The sequence below is a fragment of the Paenibacillus sp. JCM 9796 genome, assembly GCF_055379675.1.
In genome coordinates this window covers 1,839,528-1,865,998 of record NZ_AP043723.1, presented here as the reverse complement: position 1 = coordinate 1,865,998, position 26,471 = coordinate 1,839,528, and the positions used below count along the sequence as shown (strand labels likewise).

Below are 26,471 nucleotides of genomic sequence, written 5' to 3'. Positions count from 1 at the left end.
ATGATGTCCTATATTATCAAACGCTTTCTTTCGTTGCTGCCGACATTGTTCGTTCCCTTGCTGCTTATTTTCTTTATGCTTCGTTTGGCGCCCGGGGATCCTGCATCCATTATGCTGGGAGCGGATGCAACTGTCGAACAGGTTGAACAGTTGCGAGAGAAAATGGGTTTAAATGAACCGCTGCTGATCCAACTATTTGCCTTTCTGAAACAACTGGTTACACTCGATCTCGGTGACTCCATCTTTCTAAAAAAACCTGTGTTGACGGTTATTTTGGATCATATAGAAACGACCCTTGTACTGACGATTTACGCTTTGATCATTGCAATCGTGATCGGTTTGCTTTCCGGCATCATTTCGGCCATTTACCGTAATAAGTCGATTGACCAGATCGCGATGACCGGAGCGATGATAGGCGTGTCCATGCCGGAGTTTTGGTTTGGCCTGATGCTGATTCTGGTATTTGCCGTCAACTTACAGTGGTTCCCGGTTACAGGCTATGTTCCTTTATCAGAAGGATTCTTCGAATGTATTCGTTCATTGACTTTACCGGCTGTGTCCCTTGGCTTCGTGCAGGCGGCGTTTATCGCCAGGATTACAAGAACCAGCATGCTTGACGTCATTCATGAGGATTTCGTTCGAACTGCAGAGGCCAAAGGATTGTCGAATGGGGTGATCGTATTTAAGCATATTTTGCGCAATGCATTCATCCCGATTTTAACGGTAATTGGAATTACTGTCGCAGTATTAATGGGTGGAGCAATCGCCATCGAGACGGTGTTTAGTTTACCGGGCATCGGCAGAATGATGATCAGCGCCGTGTCCAGGCGGGATTACCCGCTTATTCAAGGCATTGTTTTGTTTATTTCTGTAGTGTTTATACTCATCAATATGATCGTGGACATCATATATACGTGGGTTGATCCGCGAATCAAGTATCGGTGAAATGGGAGGCGGAAATGGAAATGACACGACCCTTGCTGCAAATCAACCATTTGGAGCTTTCGTTTATAACGCCCAAAAGTCAAGTTCAAGCCCTTGCCGACGTCTCTTTCGAGATTCAGGAGGGTGAGATTGTCGGTTTAGTCGGGGAGTCGGGATGTGGAAAAAGCATTACTTCCTTGTCTATTATGGGGCTTTTGCCAAATGAATCTACGAGAGTCACAGCTGGATCGATCAAATTCCGCGATATTGAATTGACAGGACTGAATAAACAACAAATACGTGCCATACGGGGTAAAGAAATCGCTATGATTTTCCAAGAACCCATGACATCGCTTAATCCGGTGTTTACCATCGGTGATCAATTGACTGAATCCGTTAAACTTCATTTGAAAATGACCCATAAAGAAGCGAATGATCATGTGCTTTCCATTCTGGAAAGCGTCGGTATTCATCGTTCGCGTAATATTATGAATGAATATCCGCATCAATTGTCAGGGGGGATGCGTCAACGGGTAATGATTGCGATGGCATTATCCTGCAATCCGAAGCTGCTGATTGCAGACGAGCCGACAACCGCGTTGGATGTAACGATTCAAGCACAAATTTTGGCATTGTTAAAGAAAATTAATCTTGAATCGAAAACATCCATGCTGTTCATTACACATGATTTGGGTGTCGTCGCCGAAATGTGCGATCGGGTGATTGTCATGTATGCCGGTCAAATCGTGGAAAGCGGAAAGGTGAAAGAAATTCTGAACAATCCGCAGCATCCCTATACAATCGGGCTACTTAAGTCCATACCTAGGCTGAAGGAAACGCGCAGACGATTGGATACAATACCAGGGACCGTTCCACAGTTTGGTAAAATGCCGTCAGGGTGTCGTTTTATGCCTAGATGCGGTTCGGCAACGGAAAAATGCGCAAATGAACCTTTAATGGTGCATGTTACTGATGATCATGCCGCAAAATGCTGGAATGCCACTGGAAATGAGGGATAAGGATGACTTCAGCGCTGCTTGAGGTAAAAAATCTAAAAAAGGTGTTTACAGTAGGGGCTGGCATTAAGAAGAAGAAGGTACAGGCCGTTCGCGATGTCTCTTTCACGATTAACAAAGGCGAGACATTCGGATTGGTAGGCGAAAGCGGATGCGGAAAGTCGACAACGGGCAGGTTGGCGATCCGATTGATCGAACCGTCAAGCGGGTCTATCACGTTTGGCGAAAAGGATGTAACGATGGCGAAGGAAAAAGAGCTGCGGACGATGCGTAGAGAAATGCAGATGATCTTCCAAGATCCGTACGCTTCGCTAAACCCTCGGATGACGATTGAGAAAATATTGACGGAACCGTATAAATTACAAGGTTTATATACGACGGAAGAACGTAACAAACGTGTTATTTCGTTGATGGAAGAGGTAGGGCTTCGCCCTGCTTATCGAACGAGGTTTCCGCATGAATTCTCAGGCGGACAGAGGCAGCGCATCGGAATTGCAAGGGCACTTGCTTTAAATCCCAAATTAATAGTTGCCGATGAACCGGTTTCCGCATTAGACGTATCCGTACAAGCTCAGGTATTGAATCTGATGATCGATTTGCAGGAAAAATACGGGTTGTCGTATTTATTCATCTCCCATGATTTAAGTGTCGTGAAGTATATCTGTCACCGTGTCGGGGTGATGTATCTTGGAGAAATTGTGGAAATCGGTCCAAAAGAAACGTTATACGAAAATCCGCTTCATCCCTATACGCAGGCGTTATTGTCTTCCATTCCGTCGGTTGATCAGAGGGACCGGGAGCGAATTATTTTAAGCGGAGACGTTCCTAATCCGGCCAATCCGCCCAGCGGTTGTTCGTTTCATCCGCGGTGTCCTAGCTGCATGGATATTTGCAAAATCGAAAAACCTGCGGCCAAGCAGATAGGCGATCAATTGGTTTCTTGTCATCTGTACAATTAAATCGAAAACTCGTTATTTTAGGACATTTATGGATATGGCTATAACTGCTGCTCTCTTCTTGTACTTTAAATTCAGAGTCATCAGACTCAGTCTGTACTCAATATAAAATAAGGGGCGATCAAAGTGGAAAGTAAAAAAAGATTCAAGATTTTTTTGTCTCTAATTCTTATGCTTTCAGTCTTGTTGTCCGCTTGTCAAGAAAAACCGTCGTCCGGCCCTGGAACGAATGCAGCAGGTGAGCCTAAGATGGGCGGCACGTTAAAGGTCGCAACTACCGGGGAACCGCCAACGCTTGATCCGACTCAAACGACAGCTTATTCCGCGCAAGAGATCGGTTGGCATATTTATGAAGGACTATTTACTATTGATGAAAATTACAATGCTACTCCAATGCTGGCCAAGGATTATGTTTTTGATGAAGCTAAGAATACGTACACCATCCATTTACGTGAAGGGATTAAATTTCACAACGGCAAACAACTGTCCGCGGATGATGTCGTCGCTTCTCTAAATCGTTGGGGGAAGAAAGCAAACTACGGAAAAATTCTGTTTCAGAATTTGCAAGAGTTAAAAAAGGTTGACGATCTTACGATTGATATTGTTTTAAAGAGTCCATCGCCTATCGTACCGATTCTGCTCGCGTTCCCGAATCAGCAGTCCGCGATTTTTCCTAAGGAAATTGTTGAAGCTGCCGGAGACGGTGAGATTAAACAATATATCGGCACAGGACCTTACCGTTTTGTTGAGCACAAGCCGGATCAATATATCAAGCTAGCCCGTTTTGAAGACTATAAACCGCTTGAAGGACCGGCCAAAGGTATGGGTGGCAGCCGCAAAGCTTATTTGGATGAAATTTTGTTTATCCCGACTCCGGAAACTTCGGTGCGTTTGGATGGCGTACAGACGGGGCAATTCGACTTTGCCGAGCAAGTGAACTCCGACATGTACAAGCAGATTCAAGCAAACAATCAAGTAGATGCGTTGATCACCAAGCCCTATTGGTTTACGCAAATTGTGTTTAACAAAAAGTCAGGACCGTTCACGGATAAGAGATTGCGCCAAGCATTTTCACTGGCCTTGGATATGAAACCGATGATGCAGGCCGCTTTTGCCTCCGAAGAATTTTATCGTTTGGACCCAAGTATAATGTTCAAGGAACAGAAGGAGTGGTGGTCTGAGGCTGGGAAGGAAAATTATAATCAAGCCAATCTGGAAAAGGCCAAAAAACTGATGGAAGAAGCCGGCTATAAAGGCGAGAAGCTGCGGTGGCTGACGACGAAAGAATATGACTTTATGTATAAAAACTCGCTGGTTGCAACGGAACAGTTGAAGAAAATCGGCTTTAATATTGAATTGCAGGTAGTAGACTATGCAACGATCGTTTCCAAACGAATGAAGCCTGAGGAATATGAAATTTTTATGGGTGCGACAACATTCACTCCGGACCCGGGAATTTGGCCGATTTGGGAAAGCAGTTGGCCTGGATTCTGGGTAGACCCTAAGAAAGATGAAATGGTGAAAAAATTGAACTCAGAGATGGATCCAAAAGAGCGTAAAAAGCATTTGGACGCTCTGCAAGCCTACTTCTGGGAAGAAGTTCCGTTGCTCAAGGTCGGCGATTTCTTCGTATTGAGTGTAAAGACCAAAGAGGTAAAAGGCCTGGAAGGCACCGCATTCCCATTCTATTGGAACGTTTGGAAGGAATAAAGGTTCTATTGGCATCCTGTCGTTGGGGAGCTCTGCTCCCCTCCAGACATACAAGGAGGATCACATGTATTTACATCAGCTATCCACCCCTGCCGCAATTGTCAACCTAGATATAGTGGAAAAAAACATACAATTGATGGCGCAGATTGCAAAGCAAGCAGGCAAGAAGCTTCGTCCGCATATTAAAACGCATAAGATTCCGGCTATCGCCAAAATGCAATTGGAAGCCGGAGCGGCTGGTATTACATGTGCCAAAATCAGTGAAGCTGAAGTCATGGCACAGTACGGTGCGAAGGATATTTTGCTTGCCTTTCCGACTGTCGGAGAAGCTCAGGTGGAACGGATTTTGAATCTTTCGCGTGATTGTTCCGTATCGGTAGCCTTCGACAGCGTTTACGGAGCGGAAAGACTGCATGAAGCCGCTAAAAAGCGCGGTGTAGTGATACCGCTGTATATGATTATCAATACCGGAGACAATCGGGATGGGGTTGCTTCCGAACGAGAGGCATTGGAGCTGGCTCAGAGCATCTCGCTTTTTGATCATGTGCGGCTTAAAGGCATTATGACTCACGAAGGACACGTTAATTTAGCGAAAGACACGGAACAAATCGTTAGAACGGCAACAGCGGCGGGCCTGATGATGGTAGGGATCGCCGACATGCTTCGTCAACATGGTTTCAACATTGAAGAAGTCAGCACGGGCACAACACCTGCATGCCGAGCCGGTGTAGCTGTCGAAGGTGTGACGGAGTGGAGACCCGGGACTTACGTGTTTAACGACGTTCGTGAGATGCAGCTCGCTACGCCGATGGCGGAATGTGCGTTTTCTATTTTGGCTACCGTTGTCAGTCGTCCGGCAGCGGAACGATTGATTCTCGACACGGGCAGCAAATCATTAACGTCGGACATATCCACCTCTCCAGGGTATGGATACATCAAACAAGCTCCATCGGCGGTGATTGAGCGTCTGAGCGAGGAACATGGGATGGTGAAGGTTCATCATACAGAAGATTTACAGATCGGCCAGCGGGTGGAGATCATCCCCAATCACGTGTGTCCGGTAGTTAACCTCATGGACCGGGTATTTGTAGTCCGGAACGATGAAGTCATCGACGAATGGAAAGTGGAGGCCCGCGGGAAAATCATTTAAAAAGATAGAAAGATACATGGAGGAAATATGATGTACGACATTTTGATTCAGGGCGGGCTGGTTGTTGACGGCAGCGGGGCTCCAGGTTATCACGCGGATGTTGCTATCAAAGACGGATTGATCCGATCCATCGGTATATTAAAAAGCGTTCAAGCGAAGCGGGTGATTCAAGCGGATCAGCTTGTTGTTGCCCCCGGTTTTATCGATATCCACACACATGACGATCTGCATGTTTTAGAAAACCCATATATGGACGTGAAGATTCGGCAAGGGGTAACGACGACAGTTATCGGAAATTGCGGCTTCGGGCTTTACCCTGTGCTGCCGGAAACCCGTCATTATTTTAATAAATACGCAGCAGGACTGTTCGGAGCACCGGAAAAAGGGGAGCTGGGCTATTCGGGGTTAGATGATTTTTTCGCGGAATTCCAAAAGGTTGGAAGCGCCATCAATGTTGCTTCTCTTGTTGCACATGGGGTTATAAGGGTTGCGGTCATGGGATATGATAATCGTAAACCTACGTCTGCCGAGATGGAAAAAATGAAAGGTTTGCTCAGAGACGCTTTGCGCAGTGGAGCTGTCGGCATGTCGATGGGATTAATTTATGCCCCGGGTTTATTCGCCGATACGGAGGAATTGATCGAATTAAGTAAGGTTGTAGCCGAAGAAGGCGGATTTATTGCTTCCCATATGCGGAATGAAGCGAGCTATTTATTGGAATCGATCGAAGAAATGATCACAATTGCGCGTGAAGCGCGCGTGCCTTTGGAAATCTCGCATTTGAAAGCGGTAGGAAATTCTAATTTCGGTAAGGCTCGAAAAGCACTGCATTTAATTGAAAAGGCTAAAATGGAGGGCATCGACATTACATTTGATCAATATCCCTACCATGCAGGCAGTACGACAGCGACGACAATCCTTCCTCCTTGGGCGCTCGAAGGTGGACACGGAAAAATGCTGGAGCGGCTGCGAAATGAAGAAACTCGTGCGAAAATCAAAGACAACCTGATCAACGGTATTCCGAATAATGCTTGGGAGAGCATGAGCAACTTGATCGGATGGGAAAATATGATGATTTGCACCGTGGAATCAGACAAGAACAAATCATTGGAAGGCAGCAGCATCAAGGAAATTGCTGAAAAACGGCACATCCCGCCTTTGGATTTGTTTTTGGACTTGCTGGTTGAAGAGGAGGGCCGCATCATTCTCATCATGTTTCAGCAAGATCTGGATGAAATGGAAACCGTCATGCAGCATGAACTGCAAATGTTCGGATCCGACGGCATTCCGCAAAAAGGGAAGAAGGCGCATCGCAGACTGTACGGCACGTTCCCTCAGGTCCTTGGCAAATATGTAAGAGAAAAAAACACCTTGCATTTGGAACGGGCGATTTATAAAATGACCTATCTCCCGTCGAATCGATTGGGTTTATTCGATCGCGGATTGATCCGGCCGGGGATGGTCGCGGATATAACCCTTTTCAATAAAAATACGATTGATGATCATTCGACGTATGCCGAACCCGCGGTCAATCCAAGTGGAATCGAAGCGGTCTTGGTGAACGGGGAAATCGTTCTGGAGAACGGTATCTTTACGGGAATTTATCCAGGTAAGCCATTACGAAGATCACTCTCAAATGACAGATATAAAATTTGACTGTGTACAGGACGTGAACAAAAATGGAAACCAGAATGCTTGGGAGTTCCGAACTGCGAGTTGGTATTTTGGGGATGGGCTGCTGGCAGTTCGGTGGAGATAGCAACAGCTATTGGGGAGACCAGAGTCAAAAAGATGTGGTTGAAGTGGTCAGCATGGCGCTGGATAACGGAATTAATTATTTTGATACGGCGGAGATGTACAATGATGGTGAGAGTGAAAGATCCCTCGGATTGGCGTTAAAGGGAAGACGGCATAAGGCTATTATCGGCACTAAAATCAAACCTTCGAATACGAAATCCAAGACGTTAAGGGAACATTGCGAAGCAAGTTTGCGGCGCATGCAAACCGATTATATCGATTTGTATATGCTTCACTGGCCGATCAACGCCCAATCGATCTTACATTTTAGCAATGATGAAAGTCTGATAGCCGATCCGCCGACAGTAGAAGAAGTATTCCATACGTTAAAGGAACTGCAGCAAGAAGGCAAGGTTCGTTACATCGGCATCAGCAATCATGGAATAGAACAGATGGAAGAAGTCAGGAAAACCGGTGTACAAGTTGTTGCGAACCAGTTAATTTACAATCTGATCTGCAGAGCAGTCGAGACCGAGATTCTTCCGTACTGCGCTGACCATCGAATCGGTGTCATTGGTTATATGGGTTTGCATCAGGGCATTTTATCCGGAAAATATCGTTCGCTTAACGACATTCCGCAAGGGCGGGCACGATCCAGACATTTTCATTATAGCCGAGATCAAGGCTGCCGCCATGGCGAAGAAGGCGCGGAAATCGAATTGCAGCAAGCGCTGAATCATATTCAAGAGCTTGCGAACGATCTAGGCGTATCCGTCAGCACATTGTCTTTGGCGTGGGCGTTATCGAATCCGAAAGTCGCGACGACAATTTGCGGATGCCGCGACGTGCGGCAGTTAAAATCAAACTTGGAAGCGGCTTCGTATCTTTTGTCGCCTGTAGTTCGCGATCAGCTAAATGTAATTACAGCTCCGTTGTTGCATAAATTGGGTGATAATCCCGATTATTTTGAGAACAGCGGCAACCGTCGTATTCGATAATTTATACGATCCAAGAAATCAGTAGGAGGAAAAAAACATGGGAAACATAGAAGATCGTTTAAAAAGCCTAAATATTGAATTGCCTGAACCGGCGGCACCGGCAGCCATTTATATACCGGCTGTGACGGTTAACAACTTGGTTTATACATCGGGCAATGATTGCCGTAAAGATGGTAAACTGATATATATGGGTAAAGTGGGCAGCGATCTGTCGGTTGAGCAGGGGCAACAAGCTGCCCGCCAGACAATGATCAATCTCTTAGCCGTTCTTAAGAATCATATTGGGGATTTGGATCGCGTGGAGCGAATCGTGAAATTGTTGGGGTTTGTCAATAGCGCACCGGGTTTTGTGGAACAGCCTTATGTCATTAATGGCGCCTCCTCCTTACTTGAAGAAATTTTTGGGGATGCCGGCAAGCATGCAAGATCCGCGATAGGCGCTCCGGAACTGCCTTTTAATACGCCGGTTGAGATTGAAATGATTGTTCAGCTTAAGTCGTAAAAAAGGGACAAAAAAACCAGTAAAACAAAGGTTTTATCCGACTACAGCAGATGTTATCGGAAATGGGTTTAACAAAGGATATTGGATTGAAACTGTTATAGTCTACCGCAAGCAAAGAACCCGAACGATTGAGTTTTCAATCGTTCGGGTTCTTATGCTTCCAAGCGGAATGCTGGAGGTTTTTGGTGTGGTCGCACGGGCGCACCCATCGGCGGCGTTGTCCGCCCAACAACTTTACCGGAACAACCAAACGATCCATGGCGTGCCGCACAGCGTGATGAACGAGGCCAGCATCATCGAAACCATCGCAATGGAGCCGGAGACGGGACTATATTCCAACGCTTGGCGTATGCCGGCCGAGTGAGCGCTGGTTCCCAGGAGGACGCCGCGCGAGACGGGACTTTGAAAGTGGAACCACTTGATGATCAGCGGACCGACGAGGATGCCGAGCAATCCGGTAATCAACGTAGCAAGCGCGGTGACGGACGTAATGCCGCCGGTCATGTGGGAGACGGCAAGGGCGACGGGTGTCGTTGCGGAACGCGGGGCGAGGCTGGAGACGAGCTCCGCACGTAAGCCGAACAGGTGGGCGAGACCGGCCGATGTGACGATGGCGGCGAGGGAACCGCAGCTTACGCTTGCGGCGATGACATAAGCATGGTTTCGAAGCACGTCGAGATGCTTGTATAAGAGGACGGAGAGCGCGATGGTAGCGGGTTCCATCATGCCTGTGAGCCATTCGCCTCCTTTGTTGTAGCTTTCGAAAGACACGCCGGCGATTTCGACGAGCGCAATGACGGCAATCGGCGTAACGAGCAGCGGAGTTAAATACAGCTTAGGATACAGGCCATAAATTCGTCTGGACACCCAATAAATCGCAACAGTACAACCCAGCCATAAGATCGCTTCCATCACTCGACCTGTCTTTCTTTCCGGGCGGACAGCTGCTGGCCGATGAAACCGCTGCAAATCATGACGGCAAGCAGGCTAATGGCGATGATGACGACGATGGCGATACCGTGATCCGCCAGCAAGCTTTTGTAATCGATGATGCCTACGAAGGCGGGAATAAAAAACAGCAACATTTCGGCAAGCAGCCATTGGGAGCCCAATTCGATCCACTCCAGGCGAATGATCTTACACTTCAGAAGCGCGAACAACATTCCAATCCCCACGATACTGCCCGGCACCGGGATACCAAGCCATTGGACGATGACGTCCGCTATTTGGGCAATTACAACAAAAAACAACACCTGCACGCCTGTGATCAACCATGACTTCATGGATCGCACCCCTTCCGCCACTGATTACAGCGAGTATACAAAAAGGAGTTCCATATGTAAAATGAATATATAGAATCAAATTCATTCCATTTATTTATGGTTGAAAAAGGGGGATGCCGATGGAGTTGCGTCACTTGCAATACATCGCAGAAATCGTGCGGTGCAACAACTTTACCAGAGCCGCAGAAAATCTGAATGTTACGCAACCGACCATAAGCAAAATGATCCAAAATTTAGAGAAAGAATTGAATGCGGACATCTTTGTCCGGAGCGGAAGACAGATCCAATTGACGGATGTGGGCGAAGCGATCTTGCAGCATTCCGGTCCGATTCTGCAAATGTTCGAAAGTTTAAAAACGGAAATCAATGACCTGACCTTCTTGAACAAGGGCAGCATTCGAATCGGCTTACCGCCCATGGCCGGATCGAGTTTCTTCCCGGACGTGATTAAAAAATTCCAGGATCGTTACCCGGGGATCACGATGAAGATGGTCGAGGACGGCGCGAGCAAGATCGAGAGAAGCATCGAAGAAGGCTTGCTGGACGTAGGCATATTGTTATGGCCGGTCGATCAGGCGGTATTCGATTCATTTCCGATCGTGAGGGATCAGTTAAAGGTCGTGATGCATCCCGCACACCGGTTAGCGGACCGGGAGCGAATCGAGCTGGCCGAACTGGAACTGGAGCGGTTTATATTTTTTAACAGCCATTTCGCCATGCATGACCGGATCAAGAACGCATGCCGTTCGGCGGGCTTCGTTCCCCGCATCGTATCCGAAAGCTCCCAGTGGGATTTAATCAGGGAGATGGTAAGAGCCGACCTCGGCATCGCGTTTCTACCGGGCACCATTTGCCGATTATTAGATCCGAATAAAGTGAAAGCGATTTCCCTGGTCAGTCCGGAAATTCCGTGGCAGCCCGTGATGGCCTGGAGACGGGAAGGGTATCAATCGTTGGCCGCAAGAGAATGGATCGCGTTCACGAAACAAATATTTGCCGAGCCCACTTGATTTTCCATACATTTTTTGTAAACATAAGACTCGAAAAAGGAGTGATTGGATGAAAGCGCTAGTTCATGAAGGGAAGAACGGGTTGGAAGGTTTATCCATTCGGGAGATGGAAGAGCTGCAGCCCAAGGCGGGAGAAGTAAGGGTCACAATAAGAACGGCGGGGCTGAACCATCGGGATCTTTTTGTCCTGGAACGTCATAAGCCGACAGATCCGCCGCTCATTATCGGTTCAGACGGCGCCGGTATTATCGATGCCGTCGGCGAAGGCGTGACGCATGTCCAAGCCGGTGACGAGGTGATGATTAACCCGGGTCTCGGATGGAAGGTAAACAGCGATGCGCCTCCCGAGGGCTTTGAAATTCTCGGCTTGCCGACGCACGGCACCTTTGCGGAGAAGGTCATCGTGCCCGGCGACAATGTCGCCCCTAAACCTCGATTTTTAACATGGGAAGAAGCCGGCGTGCTGTCATTGGCTGCGCTCACAGCGTATCGCGCATTGTTTACGAGAGCCCGTATCCAGCCCGGCATGAAGGTGCTGATCCCGGGTATCGGCGGCGGGGCCGCCACGTTTCTACTTCAATTTGCTAAAGCGGCGGGCGCTACCGTGTATGTAACCTCCCGCTCGCAGGAGAAATGCAGGAAAGCCCTGGAATACGGCGCCGACCGGGCGATCGACAGCCATGAAGATTGGGGCGCGGCGCTTGACGGAGCGAAGGTGGATGTCGTCATTGAAAGCGTCGGCGCGGCGACGTTTCACAAGTCGCTTGAACGGCTGCGCCTGGGAGGCACCATAGTGACGTTCGGAGCTTCTGCGGGAGATGTCGTCCAACTCAACTTGCGCGACTTCTTCTATGGACATCATAATTTGCTGGGGACGACGCTGGGAAGCGGAGAAGAGTACCGGGATATGATCAAGTTTATTGAATCCCATCAAATCAAACCCGTGCTGGATCGGGTCGTACCGTTAGAGCAATATGCGCAGGCGTTCGAGCGGATGGAGCGCGCGGCGCAATTAGGCAAAATCGGATTTTATATAGGTTTCGGCGGCCAATAGACGGGCTTGGTTTTTCCTTCATTTGTATGAACATACAAAAAATATAGCCTGTTATGGTAAATTTGTTATATGAAAATATATTTCTTTCTTCGTATTGAGGCTGTATACTTCAAATCACAGTCAGGCTGTAAGCGTTTCCCTTTGTCGATTTCACTCTTTTTGAACAACGAATCTCAAGGAGGAATGGCCATGTATCGCTTACCGAACGGAGAAGAAATTTTCATCATCGACGCGCACATTGCATTATGGGATGGCAGTCAAGAGAACCAATTGAACGTTCAAGGGGATCAGTTCATCAGTTGTTTTTACGATTATCACAAAAACCTGAGCCCGAAAGAGCATCTTTGGCCGAAGGACAAATTTCTGAAATATGAGGCAGGCACGTTGATCGAAGATGTGTTTGTCAAAGGGTACAGCGACATGGCGATCTTCCAGCCGGTGTATTTGAAAGAGTTCTACAAGAACGGCTTCGGCGACTTCGATGCCAACGAGGCGCTTGCGCAGCAATATCCGGGGCGGTTCATCTGTAACGGAACGTTCGATCCGCGCCATGGAGAGCGCGGCCTGGAGCAGCTCGAGAAGGATTACGAGAAATACAAGTGGTCCGGCATCAAGCTGTATACGGCCGACTGGTACAAGGATTCGAAAGGGTATAAATTATCCGACGACTGGTCTTATCGCTACCTCGAGAAGTGCGTCCAGCTTGGGATCAAGAACATCCACGTGCATAAGGGGCCGACGATCACCCCGCTGAACCGGGATGCGTTCGATGTCGCCGATATCGACGATGTTGCAAGCGCCTTCCAGGATTTGAACTTTATCGTGGAGCACGTCGGACTTCCCCGGTTGGAAGACTTCTGCTGGATCGCGACGCAAGAGAAGAACGTGTACGGGGCCTTGGCGGTTGCGATCCCGTTCATCCATACGCGTCCCCGCTATTTCGCGGAAATCATCAGCGAGCTGCTGTACTGGATCGGCGAAGACCGGATTCTGTTCGGAAGCGACTATGCGATATGGGAGCCGGGCTGGCTGATCGAGAAGTTCATCGCCATGGAGCTGCCGGAAGATATTCAGAAAGAAACCGGCGCGACGCTCGATCTGAAGGTGAAGAAGAAAATCCTCGGGGAAAATGCGGCCAGATTGTACAACATCGACATCGAGAGCCAGAAGGAGAAACTGCGCCATTGCGAACTGGCGAAGACGATCGCGAGCGCTAATAAAATCGCGTAAGCTTCTTTACAACAGCTCACTCACAGGAGGTGCATGCTATGTTGATGACCAAGGAACAGCAGGTATACAAGCAGCTCGATAAGGTATATGATCCGGAGCTTGATCAGCCCTTAACCGAATTGGGGTTTATCGATCATACGAAGATCCATGACGATCAAGTGGAAGTCGTATTCCGTTTGCCGACCTATTGGTGCTCCCCCAACTTCGCTTTCATCATGGCGGAAGATATCCGGACCTGTGTCTCCCGATTGGAATGGGTCCGGGAGGTCAAAGTAAATTTGATCGACCACTGTGCTTCCGACGAAATCAATCAAGGGGTTTCGAAGGGGAAGCGCTTCAGCGAATCCACGAGTCAGTTCGGGGCGTCCGATGGAGATCTTGACGAGCTTCGGAGGACATTCCAAATCAAAGCGTTCTATGCCCGGGAGGAAAAGCTGATCAAGCATTTATTGGCTGCAGGCTGGTCGAATGAAGCGATCCTTGCGATGACTTTGGAGCAGCTGCATGAGCTCCCGCTCTCGGAAGAGGGAAGCGGCATGCGAGAGGGATATTTGGAGAAGAAAGCGCAGCTCCACCATTCCGGCGTTCAGGCGTTTACAACTCCGGAAGGGGATGCTTTGACACTGGAAGGATTCTCGGATTACTTATTGGGCGCCAAAAGGACAAGATTAAGCATGGAATTTAACGGCCACTATTGCCGCGGTCTGCTAGAGGCCCGTTACGATTTGGAAGCCACAGGCACGGAGATGTCATAAGCAGTGCAGTTCCATATGCTATCGGGAATGTTCATACATTCTTGATCATCATAAACAAAACACATTCAAAAGGATCGGTGATGAAGATGAGTAAAAAGGTGCTTATTCTAACTGGTGATGCCGTAGATTGCCTGGAAGTTTTCTATCCCTACTATCGCTTGTTGGAGGAGCAAATCGACGTGACGATTGCTTCGCCTACGAAAAAGAAGCTTCAAACGGTTTGTCACGATTTCCTTCCGCAAATGGAAACCTTCACGGAATTGGTCGCCTATAAAATCGATTCGCATGCTTCCGTCGACGACATTAACGCAGCCGATTTCGATGCGCTGATTATCCCGGGCGGACGCGCGCCGGAATACATCCGCATGAACAAAAAAGTACAAGAAATTACGGCCCATTTCCTGCAGGAGAACAAGCCGATGGGCGTCATTTGCCACGGTCAACTGGTGTTGACGACCGTGCGCGAGCATATTCAAGGCCGCTCGATGACCGCTTATACTTGCTGCCGTCCGGAAGTGGAAGCGGCGGGAGCCCATTATGTCGAGCAGATGCTTGTCGTTGACGGCAACCTGGTAACGGGTCATGCATGGCCGGATCTGCCGGGATTTATGAGAGAATTCCTCAATCTGTTGAATGTGAACGAGAAAGTAACGGTGTAATCGTTGTTCGAGCAGCTGGTTACACGTGATTGCTGACCTGGAACCAGTGCACTCTGGCTTGACACCGGAGTGCGCTGGTTTTTCCCATTTATCACTTTTGAGAAGGTTGGGTGATTCGTCTGCAATTATTACCGGAATTAGCCAAGAAGATTATCCATGAAGTGGAATCGGTCATGACCGAGCAGCTGATTGTTGTAGGCGGTCAGGGGATCATTATCGCATCAACGGACAAAAACCGAATTGGCTCTTTTCATGAAGGTGCGACGATTGTCATGAAGTCGGGTCATAAGCTGTACATTTCCGATGAGGATGCGAAGCGGTTAAAAGGGGTGAAGCCGGGAATCAATTTGCCGATTTATTACAACAAAAAGGTGATAGGCGTCATTGGCATCACAGGTACTCCTTCTGTTGTTGAGCCTTACGCGGAGCTGCTTCGGAGAATGACCGAGCTCATTATTAGAGAGGCCCAGCAGAAAGAGAAGGAGGAGTGGGAAACAAGGGGGCTTGAAGCCTTTTTTTACGAGTGGATTCATATCCAGGACGTGGATCAGGAGTTTATCGACCGAGGCCAAATCCTGGGGGTTTCCGTTGAGATTCCGTATATTTGCGTCCTTTTCCAAGTGGATGTCCATCACCGCGACGAGGTGCTGCGAGAAGCGCAGTCGCTGATGACCGACTTTTTTCAAAGAAGTTTTGAACGCGATCCGACCGATTTTTTCATTCGTTGGGGCAACGGCCAATTCATTCTGATCAAAAATGCCAAAAATAATAATTCGCCAACAAAGCTTTCCCGGGAATTGGCAAAATGGCATCAATATTTTAAAAAGCATTACGGCATTAATTTAGCCGTCGGCGTGGGCAAGACCTTCGAGCCTTTCAAAATGAATCATACGTACAACGAAGCGAAGAAAGCGTTGAAGGTGGCTCAAAAGCATCATGAAATCGTTTATTATGAAAATTTATTGCTCGATATCGTGTTAGAGGAGATCAGCGCAAAAACGAGGCAAGAGTTTATCGACCGGATTTTATCGGAAATTCAATCGGATCAAGAGCTTCTTGAGACGATCCATATTTATTATAAGCATCAATTGTCCATTAAAGATAGCGCCGATGCGCTTCATATTCACATCAATACGCTTCACTACCGCCTAAACCAGATCAAAGAGCTTACGGGCATTAATCCCAAATGTCCGGAAGGCATTACGTTATTTTTAATCGCACTTTCTTTATTAAAATTGGATAATCATTCAATAAATCAGGATCCGAATTGAAAATCTTTGTATGTTCGCACATAGTTATTTCAACGGGCAATTTCTATAATGGTGATAACGAAAGGGGGACTTCTCGTGATTACGGAAGCGATCAGAAGTCAGCTTATAGAAATTGTCGGAAGCGCCCAGTATCATGACTCGAATGAAGCGAAACTATCTTATTCGTATGATGCGACGCCGAACTACCAGGCGCTCCCTGACGCCGTCATCATGCCTAAGAACAGGGAACAAATCCAGGCGGTATTAAAAATATGCAATCAGCATACAATTCCGATTGTTCCAAGAGGCTCCGGCACCAATTTAAGTGCCGGTACATGTCCAACCCAAGGCGGCATTGTCCTTGTGTTCAATCATATGAATCGAATTTTGGAGATTGACGAAGAGAATTTGACCGTTACGGTTCAACCGGGCGTCATTACGAAGAAATTAATCGAAGCCGTGGAGGCAAGGGGCTTATTTTATCCCCCGGACCCAAGCTCGATGAAAATCTCAACCATCGGCGGCAACATTAATGAATGCTCGGGAGGGCTTAGAGGTTTAAAATACGGCGTCACGAAGGACTATGTCCTTGGGCTGGAAATCGTTCTGCCGAACGGAGATTGTATGCGAACGGGCGGGAAATCGCCCAAGGATGTGGCAGGATATGATCTAACGAAGCTGTTTGTCGGCTCCGAGGGGACGCTAGGCGTCGTAACGGAAGCGACGCTAAAGCTCATTCCCATTCCGGAAACGAAAAAAACGATGCTGGCGCTTTTTGAAGATCTCGACGCAGCGGCCAGTACGGTGTCGGCGATTATTTCAAACCGGATTATCCCGGCCACGCTCGAATTTCTTGATCAGCCTACGTGTAAAGTCGTCGAGGATTTCGCCAAGGTCGGTTTACCGACCGATGTGAATGCGGTGCTGCTCATTGAGCAGGACGGACCGCCTGAAGTCGTGGAAAGGGACATGGAACGAATCGCTCAAATTTGCAAGGACGGACATGCGAGATCCGTGAAGATCGCCCAGTCGAAGACGGAAGCCGAGGCATTAAGTACGGCAAGGCGGGCGGCGTTATCCGCGCTTGCGCGGCTGAGGCCTACGACGATTCTGGAGGATGCGACGGTCCCTCGATCGAAAATTAGCGAAATGGTGCGTGCCATTAATCAGATTGCAGAAAAGTATCAGGTAACGATCTGTACATTCGGTCATGCCGGTGACGGAAACTTGCACCCCACCTGCCTGACGGATGGAAGAAACAAGGAAGAGATGCACCTGGTCGAACAAGCGTTCGATGAAATTTTCCGGAAAGCGATCGAGCTGGGGGGTACCATTACCGGAGAGCACGGGGTTGGCGAGATGAAGCTGCCTTATTTATCGTTAAAGGTTGGAGAGGAAGGCGTAGCAGCGATGAAGGCGATCAAACAAGCTTTTGATCCGAACGGAATCATGAATCCCGGAAAAATGTTCGCAAGAGATGCCCGCAAAAGAGTGGTGATTAACGGATGAATCAGCAGGTGCAGAGTGAGATTCGACAGGGCTTTAAAGAACGGCTGGATTACGACGAGCTAATGAATTGTATGAGATGCGGCTTCTGCCTGCCGACGTGTCCGACCTATGGCCAAACCGATCAATATGAAGCGGCGTCTCCGCGCGGCCGGATCGCGCTAATGAAGGGGGTTGTCGACGGGGTCATTGAACCGGACGATGATGTGGAGAAGCAGCTGAACCTCTGCCTCGGCTGCCGGGCTTGCGAGCCGGTTTGTCCGTCCGGCGTGAAATACGGTCATCTGCTTGAGGAAGCCCGGGACGTGATTCAACAAAAGAAAAAGCATAGCATGCACGTGAAGGTGATACGGGGGCTTGTGTTTAAACAATTGTTCCCGCGCAAAGACCGGCTCAAACGCCTGCATTATTTTCTTAGGTTTTATCAAAAGAGCGGTCTGCAGCGCGTCGTTCAAAAAAGCAGATTGTTACGAATAATGCCTGGGAATATCGCGGAGCTTGAACGAACGCTACCGCCGATTGCCAGCGTCAGCGCGTTGAGCAACCGTCCTACCCATATCCCTGCCGAAGGACAAGCAAGGAAGAAGGTCGCTTTCTTCTCCGGTTGTCTGATGGATACGATGTTTATGGAGACGAACGATGCCACGATGAAGCTGCTTCAGAAGGCAGGCTGCGATATCGTGATTCCTCCCGGCCAAGGCTGCTGCGGCGCCTTGCACGCACACGGCGGAGAGAAAGATATGGCCAAGCAGTTAGCCAAGGCCAACATCGTGGCCTTCGAATCGCTGGATGTCGATTATATCGTGTTGAATGCGGGCGGGTGCGGCGCCTTATTGGTTGAATATGACCACTTGTTGAAGGATGAAGAGCAGTGGAGAGATCGAGCCGAAGCATTTGCCCGCAAAGTGAGGGATTTTTCCGAGATTCTTGTTGAGCTTCAATTTGCCGAAAGAGGACTTTCGCTGCCGGAGCAAGTCATTACGTATCAGGACTCCTGCCATCTGCGGAATGTCATGGGCACAGCCAGTGCGCCACGGACATTACTGGCTTCCATTAAAGGCGTTCACTATCAGGAGATGGAAGAGGCGGATCATTGCTGCGGATCGGCCGGGGTCTATAACATAACGGAGAAAGAAATGTCGATGCAAATCCTGGACTATAAGATGGAAAAGGTCAACAAAGCACGTGCGCAAACGATCGTAACGGCCAACCCGGGCTGTCTGTTGCAGATGAAACTCGGCATTATTCGCGAGGGAGCGGAGGAGAGAATGAGAGCCGTGCATCTGGCCGACCTGCTGCTCGAAGCGGTGGACAATTCAAGCGTTTCCTGATGGTTCTTTCTACAGAAATTATCCAATGTTCGGCATTGTTTTTTAGATAAATGCACATTTCATTCGGTTATGGCCATAGCTATACTTGTAAGTAAGCATTGGGAACGAACATCATGCGATTCATGCGTTTCAGGGTGGAAGGGACGAAAGAGAACTTCCGCCTTTGTTCTGTTGTAAGCGTTTCCTTTTGCTAACACCTTTCAAGGAGGAATGGCTATGTATCGCTTACCGAACGGAGAAGAAATTTTCATCATCGACGCGCACATTGCATTATGGGACGGCAGCCAGGAGAACCAATTGAACGTTCAAGGGGATCAGTTCATCAGCTGTTTTTACGATTATCACAAAAACCTGAGCCCGAAAGAGCATCTCTGGCCGAAGGACAAATTTCTGAAATATGAGGCAGGCACGTTGATCGAAGATGTGTTTGTCAAAGGGTACAGCGACATGGCGATCTTCCAGCCGGTGTATTTGAAAGAGTTCTACAAGAACGGCTTCGGCGACTTCGATGCCAACGAGGCGCTTGCGCAGCAATATCCGGGGCGGTTCATCTGTAACGGAACGTTCGATCCGCGCCATGGAGAGCGAGGCCTGGAGCAGCTTGAGAAGGATTACGAGAAATACAAGTGGTCCGGCATCAAGCTGTATACGGCCGACTGGTACAAGGATTCGAAAGGGTATAAATTATCCGACGACTGGTCTTATCGCTACCTCGAGAAGTGCGTCCAGCTTGGGATCAAGAACATCCACGTGCATAAGGGGCCGACGATCACCCCGCTGAACCGGGATGCGTTCGATGTCGCCGATATCGACGATGTTGCAAGCGCTTTCCAGGATTTGAACTTTATCGTGGAGCACGTCGGACTTCCCCGGTTGGAGGATTTCTGCTGGATCGCGACGCAAGAGAAGAACGTGTACGGGGCCTTGGCGGTTGCGCTCCCGTTCATCCATACGCGTCCCCGCTATTTCGCGGAAATCATCAGCGAGCTGCTGTACTGGATCGGCGAAGACCGGATTCTGTTCGGAAGCGACTATGCGATATGGGAGCCGGGCTGGCTGATCGAGAAGTTCATCGCCATGGAGCTGCCGGAAGATATTCAGAAAGAAACCGGTGCGACGCTCGATCTGAAGGTGAAGAAGAAAATCCTCGGGGAAAATGCGGCCAGATTGTACAACATCGACATCGAGAGCCAGAAGGAAAAGCTGCGCCATTGTGAACTGGCGAAGATGATCGCGAGCGCTAATAAAATTGCGTAAGTCTTATTTGATTCATCATTATGAATGATGATGGGGTGATGATATGCCGGCACGGATCGCATTAGCGGTCGTGGTCGCAGTTTTGGCAGGCGTGTGGACTTCCTTGAGCATCATGTGGGGATGGGTTACGTTTGCGGCCTTCGTATCATGGGCATGCTTTTTTGCCGCAGGCGGCGGAGGGAAAGGATTGCAAACGACGTTGATTACGAACTTTAGCGGTGTCGTTTGGGGGTTCCTGATCATCCAGTTTTCGAATGTCATCACCTCTTCCGCAGGTTTGGAATCAACCGTCGCCTTAGGTGTGGCGTTAGGCATCGTTGCCGGCGTCATGTGTCTGGTATCGAAGGCCGCTATTTTATCGTACGTCCCGGGCGTATTTCTTGGAACGGCCACCTACTTCGGAACCGGATTAAATTTTACGGGCAGTGCCGTTGGGTTAATCGTGGGCGCCCTTCTAGGCTACGTCTCGGCGAAAGGCAGCGAGCTGCTGACAGCCAAACCAAAGGTACAAGCGGAACCGAATAGAAATGTAGCCGGGCAGCCGTAATCGGTTATTGGTTACAGACGCGGGGCTGTCCCAAGCCATATTCCTGGCTTTGGGAACAGCCCCTATTTATGGTTCAACGCGCTGTTCAATCCAGTTTGCCGCCGCTTCCATGAACTCATCGGAATCGTTCAAGAACTCCGTGCGCACACCTTCCCGATGCGCTTGTTGACCGCCGATAGAGTGAAGGCTTTTCAAGAAAAGGGGCTTCTTCCCTGGTGCTATTGCCCCGATACGGAGGAGCAGGTGGCATATGCGCTCGATTGCGGGGTCACGCTTCTGACTTGCAATAATCCATTGCCTGCAATACGCAGACTTCAAGAGATTAGATAACGGTTAGTATCGAGAGCCGTGGGCCTTCAATAATTGGGGGCTTGCGGCTTTTTGTATTCGATCAGGCGAAGATGTCACGGTATTTCGGAAACAGCTGACCCAAGACGGCTTGAAATTGCAGAGAAAAGTTGCAGAGTGGTATATTGTGAACCGTATCACAAATAGTGGTAAAGCGTGGAGAGGAAGTTATTGTTAATAAAAACGAGATTGCAGTTTGAAAAAATGAAAAGGGAATTGGACTCATCCAATTCCCTTAGGTGTAGTCCGAAGACATCCACCGCTATTCCGTATATATACTATACACTTCCCAGCCAAACTATGCAAGAAGCTAAAGGCGGATAAATGCTTTAAGTAAATTTATCTTGTTTCTTGTGTCCGTGTAAAGAATTAGATTGTATACATTAGTGGGAATCTGGTTTCGAAAGTTGTTAATAATGCTTTCAAAGCGTGACACTACCTTTAACAAGTCGAGTTTTGGCGTCTTGAAATTTTTTTGCAAGTACACTACCAAAATCAAATAGTCGGCTATTGTATTGAAGGAGATATTCTGTATGCCAGCAGGTTCAAGGATTTATCACAAGAAACAAAGTTGCCGAATTCACCTAGACTTATTACTTCAAAAATAGCCCAGATAGGAACAGGTTCATCATTATGTTACCCCCTCTAGCTCCATCCTATTATATCATTTTTTTAATAGTTGGTGTTCAGCTTTTCGAATTCAAAAGAGCAGGCAGGCTGACCTGTGGATAGCATCGCAGGCCTCTCAAAATGAACGCCGTGCGGATTCCCCGGTTTCAGCAAATAGCCCCAAATGTTATCCAGCCCGTAAAAGATCACGGTTAATTCTCCGGCATCATGTTCCCGGAAGAAATTATGGTAAAAGCATTTATGCACCCGCAGCACATATTTCTTCTCTGTATCCACGACGATTTCATGCGTGAATTGATTTTCTCCGTAATGTTTGATTTGTTGGTCTTGGAAATCTTCCCGATACGGGCAAAGGGATTGGGGTCCAGCTTTAAGAACAGTCTCATGAAGAACCGCTGCTTCTCTTGTGTTCGCTCGATCAAGGCATACCGAATCACATTCCGCCACTGGTCCTCCGCCAATACCGGCTTAAGCACTTTATAAGAAGCTAGAACAAGGGAGGATATCGCAAGATTAAAAACGGAAGGTCGATCGATGGCCCAGTGCTGATTCGTCTTCACAATCTCCTTGTACAGCTCCTCAATTTGCCGCACCAGCTTGCGGTCTACCTTTTGACTTAATCCTTTCAAATATTGCTTCTCAACGATGCTTCGCAGTACATGTTGCATCAACATTCGAATCCGTCCTCCTATAGTTTAATTTGTATATCCAACCTTGGCTAAAGGGATGAAAAAAAATCACAATTGCAGCAAGGCGATGAGCCTTGTTATATAGCGGATATCCGCTTCCATCAGTTCAATGGCATTATCAAAGCCTGCTTCCACAAAGGATGAAAGTCCGTCCCTCTCCCTTGATCCGTTTCCCTAATTCCCAAAGCTGCTTCTGCTGTTCCAGCTGCGATAAATTATGGCGAAGCACGGCAAGCGCATCATCCTTAGGGAGCATATGGATTCATGCTAATCCCAAAGTAAAGTCGGATTTTGCCGAATGAGGAGGGGTGCTCAGTGAATGAAGCAGCAGTTCATTGAAATGGACTCTTCCAGCATCCGTGATCGCGTAAATTTTGCGAAGCCGCGCACCTGTACGCTCTTCCGCCTCAGCCGCAATAAGGCCTTCCTCCTCCATCTTGTTCAGCGCTTAATAGATCGAGCCTGAGAGAATGTTCGCCCGGATCATGCGGCAGTGTCAATGGTTCAATCACAAATATATGGATAACCCGGTAAACACCGCTTCGAAGAACTTTGGCCCATCTTCATGCAGCAACATATTGACACCCAAAATTCGTATGTGTTATATAGAAATAAGGATTAGCACTCTGATGATTGGAGTGCTAACCCTTAGCCGTGTTAAGTATTTCATGATTTATATAGGGAAAGGGGACCTGATCGTGGCCAAAAAACAGTTTAAAGCAGAATCGAAACGATTACTGGAAATGATGATTAATTCCATCTATACACAGAGAGAAATATTTTTGAGAGAGCTCATTTCGAATGCCAGTGACGCCATTGACAAAATATACTACAAAGCATTAACCGATGATCAATTGGTATTTAACAAAGAAGATTACTACATCAAAGTAACGGCGGATAAGGCAAACCGAACATTAACCATCTCCGATACGGGGATTGGTATGACGCAGGAGGAGCTTGAGAATAACCTGGGGGTTATTGCCAAGAGCGGCTCACTGGCATTCAAGAAAGAAAATGAATTGAAAGACGGGCACAATATCATCGGTCAGTTTGGGGTTGGATTTTATTCGGCTTTTATGGTGGCCGATGTCGTTACGGTCATCAGCAAAGCTCTGGGCAGCGATGAGGCTTTCAAGTGGGAATCCAGGGGTGCGGACGGATATACCATTGTGCCGTGCGAGAAAGACGCGGTAGGTACGGACATTATTTTGAAAATTAAAGAGAACACTGAAGAGGATCAATATGATGAGTATCTGGAAGAGTACCGGCTCAAAGCGATTATCAAAAAATACTCTGATTTCATCAGATACCCCATCAAGATGGATCTGAAAGGCTGGAGACCTAAAGAAGGCAGCGAAAATGAATTCGAGGATTATTACGAAGAACAAACCGTGAATAGTATGGTCCCGATTTGGAGAAAAAATAAGAACGAGCTTACAGCTGCAGATTATGACAATTTTTATACGGAAAAACGGTATGGTTTCGATAAGCCGCTTAAGCATATCCATATTAGTGCCGACGGTGCTGTGGTCTACCAGGCCATCCTCTATATCCCGGAGAATCCGCCGTTCGACTATTACACGAAGGAATATGAGAAGGGGCTAGAGCTTTATTCCAACGGCGTGCTGATCATGAATAAATGCTCCGATTTGCTTCCTGACTATTTCAGCTTTGTCAAAGGGATGGTAGATTCCGAAGATTTATCGCTGAACATTTCGAGGGAGATGCTGCAGCATGACAGACAATTAAGTCTGATCGCCAAGAACATTAAGAACAAAATCAAAAGTCAACTGCAAAGCTTGTTGAACGATGAAAGAGAGAAATACGAGCAATTTTATAAATCGTTTGGCAGACAATTGAAATATGGGGTATACAGCGATTACGGAGCAAATAAAGAAGTGCTGCAAGACCTCTTGATGTTCTACTCCTCCAAGGAGAAGAAGCTGGTTACCCTGGATGAATACGTATCGAGAATGCCTGAGGATCAAAAGTACATTTACTATGCCTCCGGCGAATCGCTTGAAAGAATTGAGAAGCTCCCGCAAACCGAGCTGGTAGCCGATAAGGGCTATGAAATCCTGTACTTTACCGATGATATCGATGAGTTCGCCATCAAAATGATCATGACCTATAAAGATAAACAATTCAGGTCGGTATCGAGCGGTGACTTAGGCATTGAATCCGAAGCTAATGAAAATCAAGCCGATGCAGAAGAGAACGATAACAAGGACCTCTTTGCACATATGAAAGATATTCTGAAGGACAAAGTGAAGCATGTCAAAGCGTCTAAGAGACTGAAAACTCATCCGGTATGCCTGTCTACGGAGGGTGAGCTAACGATAGAAATGGAAAAAATATTGAAGGCCATGCCTAACGCCCAAGATGTAAAAGCGGACAAGGTCTTGGAAATTAACGTCAATCACGAGGTATTTCAATCCTTAAAAGCCGCATATGAACAAGATAAAGAGAAACTGAATCTATACACCAACCTGTTATACAATCAGGCACTCCTGATCGAAGGCTTGCCGATTCAGGATCCCGTAGAATTCACCAATGATATTTGCAAAATCATGGTTTGATACGGTAATTAAATCAGCAACGAAAGTAACCCGATACTGGCGCAAGCCGGTACGGGTTATTTGTCTTTTACAGCAATGATAAAAAATGCTTGAAATTTACAAAATCCAAAGTATAATTATAGGAATAATGATGAAATATATCTGAATTTTGTCTACCGGATCACTGGAGACACAATATGGCCGTTGGCGTATTGTGTCTTTTTTGCTATTTGGCAGATAGCTTACTCGGTTTGCAAGCTGCGGTGCCGGACCATTTTTATTCTCGGAGGGGGATTATATGAAGCTGCATTTCTCTTGGTTTACACCGACCAACGGAGACGGAGAACGGATCGGATTGAAGAAACCGGAGAGGGAACCGAACCTGAATTATATCGTCGAAGTGGCGAGGGCTTCGGAAAGAGCCGGGTTTGACGGGATTTTAATTCCGGTAGGAACTCCATTCCTGGATTCCTGGATGGTCGGGTCGGCTGTCGTTCATCATACCTCTACCATCCGTCCGTTAATCGCGATCCGTCCGGGTTTTATCGCGCCTTCGCTTTCCGCCAAAATGGCTGCAACGCTGGACCGGTTCAGCGGCGGAAGAATTGACATTAATATTGTCACCGGAGGCTCGCCCGGCGAGCTCGGGCAGGACGGCGATTTCCTTCCCCATGATAAGAGATATGAACGAACGGAAGATTTTATGGAGGTGTTGTGGAAGCTCTGGGAAGAAGAGAAGACGGATTATGAGGGGCCTTATTTCTCCTTAAAGGATGCTCAGCTCGTCCCCCGCAATATTCAATCCAAAATACCTGCCTATTTTGGCGGGTCTTCGGATGCGGGCAAGGAGGCGGCCGCCCGATACGGCGACGTCTACTTGCAGTGGGGGGAAGATGCCCGGGAGGTGGCCGAACAAATCGAGGATGTCCGTTCAAGGGCCGGCAAGTATGGAAGAACGCTGGAGTTTGGCATCCGCATTCATGTTATTGTCCGGGACACAGAGAAGGAAGCGTGGGAAGCCGCCGACAAGCTCGTTTCCGACATTGACCCGTCGGTCGAGCTAAGAATGAGCGAGTATTACCGGGAGGCCGATTCGGTGGCCCAGCAGAGAATGAACCGGCTGCTGCAAGGGGATTACCGGTTCGGCAAGCACAAATGGGCAGGCATCGGCCGCGTTCGCAAAGGGGCGGGTACGGCCGTCGTGGGAAATCCTGAACAGGTCAGGGAAGGCTTGCAGGAGTATATCGACATCGGCGTCACGCATTTTATTCTTTCCGGGTTCCCCCATTTGGAAGAAGCCGAACGGGTCGGGCAATTATTGCTGCCGCAATTCAGAAATCAACGAGTGGGCAACGTCAGTTTGGCATAATG

The 26,471-nt window shown here is 48.0% G+C and carries 26 protein-coding genes; 20 read left to right on the top strand and 6 right to left on the bottom strand.

Annotated features, from left to right (window positions below; all coding sequences use genetic code 11):
- The 8 genes from ACZ439_RS09030 to ACZ439_RS08995 all read left to right on the top strand — a co-directional run bounded on the left by ACZ439_RS09030 (position 1) and on the right by ACZ439_RS08995 (position 8,993).
- Positions 1-945 (top strand): ABC transporter permease, encoded by a 945-nt coding sequence (locus ACZ439_RS09030; protein WP_464620908.1) that lies wholly within the window; start codon positions 1-3, stop codon positions 943-945.
- Between the two features lie 20 nt (positions 946-965).
- Entirely contained in the window at positions 966-1,943 is a 978-nt protein-coding gene (locus ACZ439_RS09025) for an ABC transporter ATP-binding protein (RefSeq protein ID WP_054797829.1), read from the top strand.
- A gap of 2 nt (positions 1,944-1,945) precedes the next feature.
- Positions 1,946-2,899, top strand: coding sequence for an ABC transporter ATP-binding protein (locus ACZ439_RS09020; RefSeq protein ID WP_141335914.1), 954 nt, complete (start codon positions 1,946-1,948; stop codon positions 2,897-2,899).
- 123 nt (positions 2,900-3,022) lie between these two features.
- Entirely contained in the window at positions 3,023-4,606 is a 1,584-nt protein-coding gene (locus ACZ439_RS09015; RefSeq protein WP_155614412.1) for an ABC transporter substrate-binding protein, read from the top strand.
- Between the two features lie 64 nt (positions 4,607-4,670).
- Positions 4,671-5,756, top strand: a complete 1,086-nt coding sequence (locus ACZ439_RS09010) for an alanine racemase (RefSeq protein WP_464620907.1) — start codon at positions 4,671-4,673, stop codon at positions 5,754-5,756.
- A 30-nt stretch (positions 5,757-5,786) separates the two neighbouring features.
- A complete protein-coding gene (locus tag ACZ439_RS09005; protein ID WP_181410194.1) occupies positions 5,787-7,412 on the top strand; it encodes an N-acyl-D-amino-acid deacylase family protein in 1,626 nt (541 codons plus the stop codon).
- Between the two features lie 23 nt (positions 7,413-7,435).
- Positions 7,436-8,491 (top strand): aldo/keto reductase, encoded by a 1,056-nt coding sequence (locus ACZ439_RS09000; protein WP_141335910.1) that lies wholly within the window; start codon positions 7,436-7,438, stop codon positions 8,489-8,491.
- A gap of 37 nt (positions 8,492-8,528) precedes the next feature.
- Positions 8,529-8,993 (top strand): RidA family protein, encoded by a 465-nt coding sequence (locus tag ACZ439_RS08995; RefSeq protein ID WP_054797803.1) that lies wholly within the window; start codon positions 8,529-8,531, stop codon positions 8,991-8,993.
- Between the two features lie 234 nt (positions 8,994-9,227).
- Here ACZ439_RS08995 and ACZ439_RS08990 read toward each other — a convergent pair whose 3' ends face one another.
- Positions 9,228-9,905 (bottom strand): LrgB family protein, encoded by a 678-nt coding sequence (locus tag ACZ439_RS08990; protein ID WP_054797802.1) that lies wholly within the window; start codon positions 9,903-9,905, stop codon positions 9,228-9,230.
- A complete protein-coding gene (locus ACZ439_RS08985) occupies positions 9,905-10,276 on the bottom strand; it encodes a CidA/LrgA family protein (RefSeq protein ID WP_464620906.1) in 372 nt (123 codons plus the stop codon). Before ACZ439_RS08985 ends, ACZ439_RS08990 begins: the two co-directional genes overlap by 1 nt.
- A 119-nt stretch (positions 10,277-10,395) precedes the next feature.
- Here ACZ439_RS08985 and ACZ439_RS08980 point away from each other — a divergent pair, with 119 nt between their 5' ends.
- From ACZ439_RS08980 to ACZ439_RS08935, 10 genes are all read left to right on the top strand, one after another.
- On the top strand, positions 10,396-11,286 hold the full coding sequence (locus ACZ439_RS08980; protein ID WP_127610599.1) for a LysR family transcriptional regulator: 891 nt from the start codon (positions 10,396-10,398) through the stop codon (positions 11,284-11,286).
- A gap of 49 nt (positions 11,287-11,335) precedes the next feature.
- The gene (locus ACZ439_RS08975) at positions 11,336-12,340 is read left to right on the top strand and encodes a zinc-binding dehydrogenase (RefSeq protein ID WP_127610597.1); all 1,005 of its coding nucleotides are present in this window, start codon (positions 11,336-11,338) and stop codon (positions 12,338-12,340) included.
- A 189-nt stretch (positions 12,341-12,529) separates the two neighbouring features.
- The gene (locus ACZ439_RS08970) at positions 12,530-13,570 is read left to right on the top strand and encodes an amidohydrolase family protein (RefSeq protein WP_155614415.1); all 1,041 of its coding nucleotides are present in this window, start codon (positions 12,530-12,532) and stop codon (positions 13,568-13,570) included.
- A 38-nt stretch (positions 13,571-13,608) separates the two neighbouring features.
- The gene (locus ACZ439_RS08965) at positions 13,609-14,325 is read left to right on the top strand and encodes an iron-sulfur cluster assembly protein (RefSeq protein WP_230876028.1); all 717 of its coding nucleotides are present in this window, start codon (positions 13,609-13,611) and stop codon (positions 14,323-14,325) included.
- Positions 14,326-14,411: 86 nt separating this feature from the next.
- A complete protein-coding gene (locus ACZ439_RS08960; protein WP_127610593.1) occupies positions 14,412-14,984 on the top strand; it encodes a DJ-1/PfpI family protein in 573 nt (190 codons plus the stop codon).
- Positions 14,985-15,094: 110 nt separating this feature from the next.
- Positions 15,095-16,255 (top strand): CdaR family transcriptional regulator, encoded by a 1,161-nt coding sequence (locus ACZ439_RS08955; RefSeq protein WP_464620905.1) that lies wholly within the window; start codon positions 15,095-15,097, stop codon positions 16,253-16,255.
- A gap of 75 nt (positions 16,256-16,330) precedes the next feature.
- On the top strand, positions 16,331-17,743 hold the full coding sequence (gene glcD / locus ACZ439_RS08950) for a glycolate oxidase subunit GlcD (protein WP_127610591.1): 1,413 nt from the start codon (positions 16,331-16,333) through the stop codon (positions 17,741-17,743).
- Complete coding sequence (locus ACZ439_RS08945; protein ID WP_464620904.1) at positions 17,740-19,071, top strand: (Fe-S)-binding protein; 1,332 nt, start codon at positions 17,740-17,742, stop codon at positions 19,069-19,071. Before glcD ends, ACZ439_RS08945 begins: the two co-directional genes overlap by 4 nt.
- 216 nt (positions 19,072-19,287) lie before the next feature.
- Positions 19,288-20,328, top strand: a complete 1,041-nt coding sequence (locus ACZ439_RS08940) for an amidohydrolase family protein (protein ID WP_328133195.1) — start codon at positions 19,288-19,290, stop codon at positions 20,326-20,328.
- A gap of 43 nt (positions 20,329-20,371) precedes the next feature.
- Positions 20,372-20,875: a DUF1097 domain-containing protein gene (locus ACZ439_RS08935; RefSeq protein WP_127610819.1), complete on the top strand. Its 504-nt coding sequence runs from the start codon at positions 20,372-20,374 to the stop codon at positions 20,873-20,875.
- Between the two features lie 66 nt (positions 20,876-20,941).
- Here the strand turns inward: ACZ439_RS08935 and ACZ439_RS08930 are convergent, their stop codons facing one another.
- The 4 genes from ACZ439_RS08930 to ACZ439_RS08915 all read right to left on the bottom strand — a co-directional run bounded on the left by ACZ439_RS08930 (position 20,942) and on the right by ACZ439_RS08915 (position 22,978).
- Positions 20,942-21,070, bottom strand: a complete 129-nt coding sequence (locus ACZ439_RS08930) for a hypothetical protein (RefSeq protein WP_464620903.1) — start codon at positions 21,068-21,070, stop codon at positions 20,942-20,944.
- Positions 21,071-21,895: 825 nt separating this feature from the next.
- Positions 21,896-22,108 (bottom strand): L-2-amino-thiazoline-4-carboxylic acid hydrolase, encoded by a 213-nt coding sequence (locus ACZ439_RS08925; RefSeq protein WP_155614421.1) that lies wholly within the window; start codon positions 22,106-22,108, stop codon positions 21,896-21,898.
- Positions 22,045-22,527 (bottom strand): hypothetical protein, encoded by a 483-nt coding sequence (locus ACZ439_RS08920; protein ID WP_054798030.1) that lies wholly within the window; start codon positions 22,525-22,527, stop codon positions 22,045-22,047. The genes ACZ439_RS08925 and ACZ439_RS08920 overlap by 64 nt, the downstream gene beginning before the upstream one ends.
- Positions 22,528-22,804: 277 nt before the next feature.
- A complete protein-coding gene (locus ACZ439_RS08915; protein ID WP_201319322.1) occupies positions 22,805-22,978 on the bottom strand; it encodes a PadR family transcriptional regulator in 174 nt (57 codons plus the stop codon).
- A gap of 262 nt (positions 22,979-23,240) precedes the next feature.
- Here ACZ439_RS08915 and htpG point away from each other — a divergent pair, with 262 nt between their 5' ends.
- Together htpG and ACZ439_RS08905 are read left to right on the top strand one after the other, a co-directional pair.
- Positions 23,241-25,121, top strand: a complete 1,881-nt coding sequence (gene htpG / locus ACZ439_RS08910) for a molecular chaperone HtpG (RefSeq protein WP_464620902.1) — start codon at positions 23,241-23,243, stop codon at positions 25,119-25,121.
- A gap of 277 nt (positions 25,122-25,398) precedes the next feature.
- Positions 25,399-26,469 carry an LLM class flavin-dependent oxidoreductase gene (locus ACZ439_RS08905; protein WP_054800242.1) on the top strand — a complete coding sequence of 357 codons (1,071 nt, stop codon included), beginning with the start codon at positions 25,399-25,401 and terminating at the stop codon, positions 26,467-26,469.
- Positions 26,470-26,471 lie beyond the last annotated feature (2 nt).

Bases quoted from the DNA above. Each gene is read 5' to 3' on its own strand.
- ACZ439_RS08940 (WP_328133195.1), top strand. From the start codon at position 19,288: ATGTATCGCTTACCGAACGGAGAAGAAATTTTCATCATCGACGCGCAC.
- ACZ439_RS08965 (WP_230876028.1), top strand. From the start codon at position 13,609: ATGTTGATGACCAAGGAACAGCAGGTATACAAGCAGCTCGATAAGGTA.
- ACZ439_RS08980 (WP_127610599.1), top strand. From the start codon at position 10,396: ATGGAGTTGCGTCACTTGCAATACATCGCAGAAATCGTGCGGTGCAAC.
- ACZ439_RS08935 (WP_127610819.1), top strand. From the start codon at position 20,372: ATGCCGGCACGGATCGCATTAGCGGTCGTGGTCGCAGTTTTGGCAGGC.
- ACZ439_RS08985 (WP_464620906.1), bottom strand. From the start codon at position 10,276: ATGAAGTCATGGTTGATCACAGGCGTGCAGGTGTTGTTTTTTGTTGTA.
- ACZ439_RS08915 (WP_201319322.1), bottom strand. From the start codon at position 22,978: ATGGAGGAGGAAGGCCTTATTGCGGCTGAGGCGGAAGAGCGTACAGGT.
- ACZ439_RS08960 (WP_127610593.1), top strand. From the start codon at position 14,412: ATGAGTAAAAAGGTGCTTATTCTAACTGGTGATGCCGTAGATTGCCTG.
- ACZ439_RS09010 (WP_464620907.1), top strand. From the start codon at position 4,671: ATGTATTTACATCAGCTATCCACCCCTGCCGCAATTGTCAACCTAGAT.
- ACZ439_RS08975 (WP_127610597.1), top strand. From the start codon at position 11,336: ATGAAAGCGCTAGTTCATGAAGGGAAGAACGGGTTGGAAGGTTTATCC.
- ACZ439_RS08970 (WP_155614415.1), top strand. From the start codon at position 12,530: ATGTATCGCTTACCGAACGGAGAAGAAATTTTCATCATCGACGCGCAC.
- ACZ439_RS09030 (WP_464620908.1), top strand. From the start codon at position 1: ATGATGTCCTATATTATCAAACGCTTTCTTTCGTTGCTGCCGACATTG.
- ACZ439_RS09025 (WP_054797829.1), top strand. From the start codon at position 966: ATGACACGACCCTTGCTGCAAATCAACCATTTGGAGCTTTCGTTTATA.
- ACZ439_RS09020 (WP_141335914.1), top strand. From the start codon at position 1,946: ATGACTTCAGCGCTGCTTGAGGTAAAAAATCTAAAAAAGGTGTTTACA.
- ACZ439_RS08905 (WP_054800242.1), top strand. From the start codon at position 25,399: ATGAAGCTGCATTTCTCTTGGTTTACACCGACCAACGGAGACGGAGAA.
- ACZ439_RS09000 (WP_141335910.1), top strand. From the start codon at position 7,436: ATGGAAACCAGAATGCTTGGGAGTTCCGAACTGCGAGTTGGTATTTTG.
- ACZ439_RS09005 (WP_181410194.1), top strand. From the start codon at position 5,787: ATGTACGACATTTTGATTCAGGGCGGGCTGGTTGTTGACGGCAGCGGG.
- ACZ439_RS08995 (WP_054797803.1), top strand. From the start codon at position 8,529: ATGGGAAACATAGAAGATCGTTTAAAAAGCCTAAATATTGAATTGCCT.
- ACZ439_RS08945 (WP_464620904.1), top strand. From the start codon at position 17,740: ATGAATCAGCAGGTGCAGAGTGAGATTCGACAGGGCTTTAAAGAACGG.
- ACZ439_RS08920 (WP_054798030.1), bottom strand. From the start codon at position 22,527: ATGTTGATGCAACATGTACTGCGAAGCATCGTTGAGAAGCAATATTTG.
- ACZ439_RS08990 (WP_054797802.1), bottom strand. From the start codon at position 9,905: ATGGAAGCGATCTTATGGCTGGGTTGTACTGTTGCGATTTATTGGGTG.